This window comes from Moorella naiadis (nom. illeg.), from assembly GCF_051020825.1.
In the GTDB taxonomy this organism is placed as follows: domain Bacteria; phylum Bacillota; class DSM-521; order Neomoorellales; family Neomoorellaceae; genus Neomoorella; species Neomoorella naiadis.
The window spans coordinates 250,521-257,528 of sequence record NZ_JAXGFQ010000001.1 but is presented as its reverse complement, the minus strand read 5'-3'; the positions used below and the strand labels follow the sequence as shown (position 1 = coordinate 257,528).

Sequence of the window (7,008 nt, the reverse complement as noted above, 5' to 3'; positions counted from 1 at the left end):
AATGCCATTTTTGATGTCAAAGAGCGATTGCGTACCTGGCATGAGTTAGTTATTTTGGGGTTCTTGCACCAGAATCATAGCATGGAAAACAAGTACGGAAATTATGGTAGATGGGAATCTCCGCAGCCTTTTTGGTGCTGCTGGCGCATTGAACAGAAAACGGGGCGGGGAGAGGAAAATTTTTCATGGGCAGGCAAGTCGAGATTACTAAATTGTCCAGCCGGGGGCAGGTGGTGATCCCCAAGGATATCCGGCGGCAGCTGGGCTGGGAGACCGGCGACCATATGGCCGTGGAGGTGCGGGGGGATACGGTTGTCTTGCGGCGCCTGCTGCTGGAGGAGTATCCGGAGGAACCGGCCAGGGTTAGCCTGGTGAAATAGCGCCCTTTTATTTTACTTTGCTTATGACTCAGTACTTGATTAACTTGTCGGAACCAGGGCCGTCCCTATGAACGGCTCTTTATTTTTTTGGTTAAATTTCTCTCTTCGTGCAGGAATTTGGCAAAATGTGTTGAATAAATACCGCAAGTAGCCAAGGTAAAACTTTCTTACCAGGAGCGTCAAGGGCAAGCTCCCTGAAAGGGGACGCGCGCAAAGCCATGGGTCTAAGGTCCGCAACGCCAGGCAGAGGGCACCTTCGGTTAAACCGGGGGTCCCTGCGGTAGTTGCCGGGCGGGCGGACTAAGATTGCCAGGCTGCCGTTACCGGTTTTATATTGCCCGGGAACGGGCATTTTTTATAGGACCTTAGTCCTAGGAAAATTTGGGCCTTTAGTCTGATACCAAAATTCCCATGGAAATGCTAAAGTGTTAACTGTTGGAGAATCAGCTCGATTTTTCCGGAAAAAGGGGGTAATTTAGGTGTTCATGACGCCGGCCATGTACGTCCTGGAAAAATCTTTGGACGCGGCCACCCTGCGCCAGCGGACCATTGCCCATAATATCGCCAACGTTAATACCCCCGGCTTTAAACGTTATGAGGTGTCCTTTGAGGGACAGCTCCGCCAGGCCCTGGGACTGGAACCGGATTTACCCCTCTACCGGACCAACCCCTATCACCTGCCGGTGGGAGGCGGGGACCTCAATCCTCAAGTTATCCAAGACAACACCACTACCATGCGCGAGGACGGTAATAACGTCGACATCGACCGGGAGATGGTGGATCTGGCTCAGAACAGCCTGAATTTCAACTTTGCCGCCCAGCAGCTCAATACCCGCCTGGCCATGCTGCGTTATGTGATTAACGAGGGCCGCCGTTAGGAAAGGCAAACCTTTAATCAATGGGGATCCCGCAAGGGCGCTAACGTAACCCCTTGCTGTTATGAACAGTTGGGACCGTTAGCCTGTGTCTTCGTTAGGCGATAAACCTCGGGAGGGAGAAAGATTGGAGTTACTGCCTGCCTTAGCCATCAGTTCCTCCGGCCTCACGGCGGAGCGATTGCGCCTGGATCTCATCGCCAACAACCTGGCCAACATTAATACCACCCGCACGCCCCGGGGCGGCCCTTACCGGCGGCAGGTGCCAATTTTCGCCGAGAAGCTGCGGGAAGCTATGGGGTCAGGTCCAGGAACCGGGCCGGTGGCCGGATCGCCGCCCGACCAAGCTCCCGGCCGAGGCGTGGAAGTGGCGGTCATCGCCGAGGATAACTCCCCGCCGCGCCTGGTCTACGACCCGTCCCACCCGGACGCCGATGCCAATGGCTATGTTCATTTGCCCAATATCAACATCGTCAACGAAATGGTGGACATGATCACCGCCAGCCGGGCCTACGAGGCTAACGTGACAGCTTTAAACGCCGCCAAGGCCATGACCTTGAAGGCCCTCGAGATCGGTCGCTAGATTGTCATCCCATCCTACTTTCAGTCGGAGGTAATATTCCTATGCTCGTTAACCCCGTATCCCTATTGATGCCGGCGCCCCTCCAGGAGACCCGGCAGGCGGCGCCATCCCCCGGCGGTACTGAGGCCGTGGCCCGTTCCTTCAGCGATCTCCTGCGGCAGAAGCTGGGCGAACTGAACAGCCTGCAGCAGCAGGCCGACGCCCTGACCCAGGAGTATCTGGCCGGCCAGGTCCAGGACGTCCATCAGGTCATGCTGGCTCTGGAGCAGGCCAATCTCTCCCTGCAACTGGCCATGCAAGTACGTAACAAGGCGGTCGAGGCTTACCAGGAGATCTCCCGTATGCAGGTTTAAACCATAACTAAATACAATATATAACCGCAGGGAGCCCAGCATGAAGATTGCCGACATCCGCGACAAGTTAAAAACCTTCTGGCAGGATCTCACCCCGGCGAAACGTTCGGCCCTGCTGGCGGTGGTGATCGCCGCCCTGGCGGCCGCCGTCTTTTTGGTGCAGTGGCTGGCCAGGCCCCAGTACGCGCCCCTTTTCGCCAACATGCAGCAACAGGACGCCGCGGCCGTCACGGCCAAATTGAAAGAAATGAAGGTGCCCTACCGCCTGACGGGTGACGGTACCACCATTGAGGTGCCCAAAGACCAGCTTTACCAGCTGCGTTTGGATCTGGCCAGCGCCGGGGTCCTGAACAGCGGTCAGGGTTTTGAACTATTTGATCAGAATAAACTGGGGATGACGGACTTTGAGCGCAACCTGGACTACCAGCGGGCGCTACAGGAGGAACTGCGGCGCACTATTATAACCTTGAATGAAGTCGAAGACGCCCGGGTACACCTGGTCATCCCCCAGCCCAGCGTTTTCCTCAAGGAACAGCAGCCCCCCTCAGCGGCCGTCGTCCTGAAGCTGAAGCCCCTGGCCCGGCTGAAGCCGGAGCAAGTGAAGGGTATCATGGAGTTGATCGCCGCCAGCGTGGCCGGCTTGAAACTGGAAAACATCCGCGTCATTGATATGTACGGTAATGTCTTGAGCGACGGCCTCGCCGACAGCCAGACCGCCCCCATCGGCCAGAAGCAGCAGACCCAAATGGAGCTGAAGCGACAGTACGAAAAGGACCTGGAGCAGCGGCTGCAGTCCATGCTTACCCAGATCCTGGGGCCAGGGAAGGCCGTGGCCATGGTGACGGCCGACCTGAACTTCGACCAGCAGGAAATCAACCAGACTACCTGGGGCAAGCAGGGGGCCCTCCGGAGCGAGCAGATTAAAACCAGCCAGGGGACTACCGGCGGTGGCGCCGCCGGCGCTGCGGGGACGCCGGCCAACAACCAGCCCCCCGTCTACCAGGCCGTCAACCCCGCCACCGGCAACTATAACACGAGTGATACCGTCCACAACTACGAGCTGGATAAAACCGACACCCATACCGTCGTCGCCCCCGGGCAGGTGCGGCGCCTATCCACCTCCGTGGCCGTCAACGGCCCGGTGACCCCGGCTGTGAATGCCCAGATCCAGCAGATCGTCAGCGCCGCCGTGGGGTACCAGCCGACCCGGGGTGACCAGATTAACGTTACCAGCTTGCCCTTTGACAACTCCCTGCAGCAGCAGATGGCCGCCGACCAGGCTGCTCTGCAGCAGCGCCAGCAGATGCTGCGCCGGTACCTCCTCTGGGGTACGGTAGGGCTGGTGGCCCTGGCCCTGCTGTTGACCCTTATCGTTCTCTTGGTGCGGCGCCGGCGCCAAGTGGCTGCGGCAGAGCCCCTGTTGGCTACCGAGCCCCTGCCGGCCGGCGTACCGGTAGAACCCCTGGAGGTGGAACCCCTGCAACCTGTGGAGCCGGTATCACCGGAGGACCCGGAAAAGCAGCGCCAGGAAGCCCAGCGCAAGGCCAAACAAGAGCGGCTGCAAGAGATCATTCGCCAGCGGCCGGAGGATGTGGCTTTATTACTCCGGGCCTGGCTGGCCGAGGATTAGAGGTGGCTTGATTGGCGAAGCAAAAGGCCCTGACCGGGCTGGAGAAGGCAGCTATTTTCCTAATTACCGTCGGCCCGGAGCTGTCATCTCTGATCCTAAAACAGATGGGCCAGGAAGACATCGAGCGCATTACCTACCAAATAGCCAACACGACTTCCGTTGACCCGACGACCAAGCAGCAGATAATCGACGAGTTTCTGGAGCTCAACGACGCCCAGCAGTTTATGCTCCAGGGGGGCATCAAGTACGCCCGGGAGGTCTTGGAGAAAGCCGTCGGCCCGGCCCGGGCGGCGGAGATTATCAAAAAGCTCCTGGCCACCTCCAAGATTCGCCCCTTTAATATGATTCGCAAGGCCGACCCCAAGCAGCTGGTCAACTTCATCTATAACGAGCACCCCCAGACCATCGCCCTTATCCTGGCCTATCTGGAACCGGAGCAGGCCTCGGTGGTCCTGGGCGCCCTCCCCGACCAGCTACAGGCCGACGTGGCCAAGCGGATCGCCATTATGGAACGGACCTCGCCGGAGACGGTGCGCGAGCTGGAGGGCATCCTCGAGCAGCGCCTGTCCTCGGTGGTCGACCAAGACTTCGCCGTCGCCGGCGGGGTCAAGAGTTTGGTCGACATTCTGAACCGGGCCGACCGGGGCACAGAGAGAACCATTCTGGAATCCCTGGAGCAGGACGACCCCGAACTGGCCGACGAGATCAGGAAGCGCATGTTTGTCTTTGAGGATATCCTTACCCTGGACGACAACTCCATCCGGCGGGTGCTGCGGGAGGTTGACCTTAAAGACCTGGCCCTGGCCCTCAAGGCGGCCAGCGAAGATGTGGCCAGCCGCATCTACCGCAACCTCTCCAAGCGGGCCGGGGAAATGCTCAAAGAGGACATCGAGTACATGGGCCCGGCGCGCCTGCGGGACGTGGAAGAGGCCCAGCAGCGCATTGTCCAGATTATCCGCCGTTTAGACGAAGCCGGCGAGATTATCATCGCCCGGGGAGGCGAAGACGCCATTGTGGTGTAGGGTGCTGAAAGAAGCCAGGCCTGTCAGGGAGGAAAGGGTTATTCCCTTGCGGGTCCTGAAACTGGTGCCGCCGCCGCAAGCAACCGCACCTGCCGAACTGGGGGAGGCGGCTGCGGAACCCACTTTAGCTGAAGACCAGACGGCCGTGGCCCGGGCGCAGGTGGCCGCCGTCCGGGAAGAGGCTGCTGCCATCTTAGCACGGGCCCGCCAGGAAGCAGAGGAGATTAAGGCCAGAACCCTGGCGGAGCGGGAGGAGGTCCTGGCTGAAGGCCGGGCCGCCGGCCAAGAACAGGGCTACCAGGAGGGCCTGGCCCGGGCGGAAGAGGAGGCCGCCGCCATCCGCCGGGAAGCGGATACCCTGCGGCAGGAGGCCCGCCAGGTCCTGGCGGAAGCGCAGCGGAACTACCAGGAAACCATCACCGCCGTCGAAGGAGCGATCATCGACCTGGCCCAGACCATCGCCGCCCGGATCATCGGCCGGGAGATAGAGCTACGGCCCGACCTGATCCTGGAGATCGCCCGCCCGGCCATCCGCCAGGTGGCCGAAGGCCAGCATTACACGATTTACGCCGCCCCGGACGCCGCTGAGGTCATCCGCGAGCACCGCCAGGAACTCCTGGCCGAGGCGGCCCCCGGTGCCCGGCTCCAGGTGGTGGCCGACCCCGGGTTTAAGGCCGGGGGTTGCCGGATCGAAACGGAAAACGGTTTTATCGATGCCAGTGTCGACACCCAGCTGGCAGAAGTGAAGCAGATCCTGCGGGCGGATCACAAGGCAGCTCAAGAGCTGCCGTCAGCGGAGGAAAGGCTTTACAGGGAAGGTGAACGGCCGTGAGCCTGGCACCAGATTTGACCCCTTACAAAGAGCGCCTGGCCGGAGCCAGCCTCTGGCGCCGGGGTGGCAAGGTCACCCGGGTGACGGGCTTGACCATTGAGTGCCGGGGCCTGAAGGCGGCCGTCGGCGAACTCTGCCAGATTTACAACAACGGCTCGGGTCCCATTGTGGCCGAGGTAGTTGGTTTCCGGGAGGAAGTGACCCTCCTGATGCCCCTGGGGGAATTGGAGGGCATCGGTCCCGGCTGCCGGGTTATAGCCACCGGCCGCGGCCACTACATCCACGTGGGCGCCGGGTTCCTGGGCCGGGTTTTGGACGGCTTGGGCCGCTCCCTGGACGGCACTCTCCTGGTGGGGGGTGATCCCCAGCCGGTCAATAACCGGCCGCCCAACCCCCTCTCCCGGCGGCGGATCAAAGAGGTTCTGGCCACGGGGGTCAAGGCCATCGACGCCCTCCTGACCTGCGGCTGCGGCCAACGGGTAGGCATCTTCGCCGGCAGCGGCGTGGGCAAGAGCACCCTCCTGGGGATGATTGCCCGCCACAGCACCGCCGATATCAACGTCATCGCCCTTATCGGCGAGCGCGGCCGGGAGGTGCGGGACTTTATCGAGGGCGACCTGGGGCCCGATGGCCTGGCGCGGTCAATCGTCGTCGCCGCCACCTCCGACCAGCCGGCCCTAGTGCGGATCAAGGGCGCCTTTACCGCCACAGCCATAGCCGAGTACTTCCGCGACCAGGGGCAGAACGTCCTGCTGATGATGGACTCCCTCACCCGTTTCGCCATCGCCCAGCGGGAGGTGGGCCTGGCCATCGGCGAACCACCTACGACCCGGGGCTATACCCCTTCGGTCTTCGCCTCCCTGCCCAAACTGGTGGAACGGGCCGGCAACAGCGAAGCCGGCTCTATTACCGGACTGTATACAGTCCTGGTGGAAGGCGACGACATGAACGAGCCCGTGGCCGATACCGTCCGCGGCCTCCTGGACGGCCACATCGTCCTGACCCGTAAGCTGGCGGCCCGGAACCACTACCCGGCCATTGACGTCCTCCAGAGCATCAGTCGTCTCATGCCGGAGATTACCTCCGCGGAGCAGTGGGAGCAGGCCGGCCGGCTGCGGGACCTCCTGGCGGCCTATGAAGAAGCGGCTGATTTGATTGAAATCGGTGCCTACCAGGCAGGCTCTAACCCGCGGGTGGACGCGGCCCTGAAACACTACGACGCTATCCAGTCCTTCCTGCGCCAGGGCAAGGATGAATACTCCGACTATAACGCCACCCTGGCGACCATGGCGGGGATTTTTAGCTAGACGCACCCTTGTTACACATTTCCATC

Annotated in this window: 8 protein-coding genes and 1 riboswitch; all 8 genes read left to right on the top strand. The window is 61.2% G+C overall.

The window, feature by feature from the left end; genetic code table 11:
* Positions 1-185 precede the first annotated feature (185 nt).
* Positions 186-380 (top strand): AbrB/MazE/SpoVT family DNA-binding domain-containing protein, encoded by a 195-nt coding sequence (locus SDD30_RS01315; protein ID WP_434073114.1) that lies wholly within the window; start codon positions 186-188, stop codon positions 378-380.
* 174 nt (positions 381-554) lie between these two features.
* Positions 555-702, top strand: a riboswitch (cyclic di-GMP riboswitch).
* Positions 703-865: 163 nt separating this feature from the next.
* Complete coding sequence (gene flgB, locus SDD30_RS01310) at positions 866-1,258, top strand: flagellar basal body rod protein FlgB (RefSeq protein WP_434073130.1); 393 nt, start codon at positions 866-868, stop codon at positions 1,256-1,258.
* 124 nt (positions 1,259-1,382) lie between these two features.
* Complete coding sequence (gene flgC, locus SDD30_RS01305; protein ID WP_434073113.1) at positions 1,383-1,838, top strand: flagellar basal body rod protein FlgC; 456 nt, start codon at positions 1,383-1,385, stop codon at positions 1,836-1,838.
* Between the two features lie 41 nt (positions 1,839-1,879).
* Positions 1,880-2,191, top strand: coding sequence for a flagellar hook-basal body complex protein FliE (gene fliE, locus SDD30_RS01300; protein WP_434073112.1), 312 nt, complete (start codon positions 1,880-1,882; stop codon positions 2,189-2,191).
* Between the two features lie 40 nt (positions 2,192-2,231).
* Positions 2,232-3,821, top strand: a complete 1,590-nt coding sequence (gene fliF / locus SDD30_RS01295; RefSeq protein ID WP_434073111.1) for a flagellar basal-body MS-ring/collar protein FliF — start codon at positions 2,232-2,234, stop codon at positions 3,819-3,821.
* An 11-nt stretch (positions 3,822-3,832) separates the two neighbouring features.
* Positions 3,833-4,843, top strand: coding sequence for a flagellar motor switch protein FliG (gene fliG, locus SDD30_RS01290; RefSeq protein WP_434073110.1), 1,011 nt, complete (start codon positions 3,833-3,835; stop codon positions 4,841-4,843).
* A complete protein-coding gene (locus SDD30_RS01285) occupies positions 4,833-5,675 on the top strand; it encodes a FliH/SctL family protein (protein ID WP_434073109.1) in 843 nt (280 codons plus the stop codon). Before fliG ends, SDD30_RS01285 begins: the two co-directional genes overlap by 11 nt.
* Positions 5,672-6,982, top strand: coding sequence for a flagellar protein export ATPase FliI (gene fliI / locus SDD30_RS01280; RefSeq protein ID WP_434073108.1), 1,311 nt, complete (start codon positions 5,672-5,674; stop codon positions 6,980-6,982). The genes SDD30_RS01285 and fliI overlap by 4 nt, the downstream gene beginning before the upstream one ends.
* Positions 6,983-7,008: the final 26 nt, after the last annotated feature.

Excerpts from the sequence above, each read along its gene's own strand:
- SDD30_RS01315 (WP_434073114.1), top strand. The coding sequence starts at position 186 with ATGGGCAGGCAAGTCGAGATTACTAAATTGTCCAGCCGGGGGCAGGTG.
- flgB (WP_434073130.1), top strand. The coding sequence starts at position 866 with ATGACGCCGGCCATGTACGTCCTGGAAAAATCTTTGGACGCGGCCACC.
- fliE (WP_434073112.1), top strand. The coding sequence starts at position 1,880 with ATGCTCGTTAACCCCGTATCCCTATTGATGCCGGCGCCCCTCCAGGAG.
- fliF (WP_434073111.1), top strand. The coding sequence starts at position 2,232 with ATGAAGATTGCCGACATCCGCGACAAGTTAAAAACCTTCTGGCAGGAT.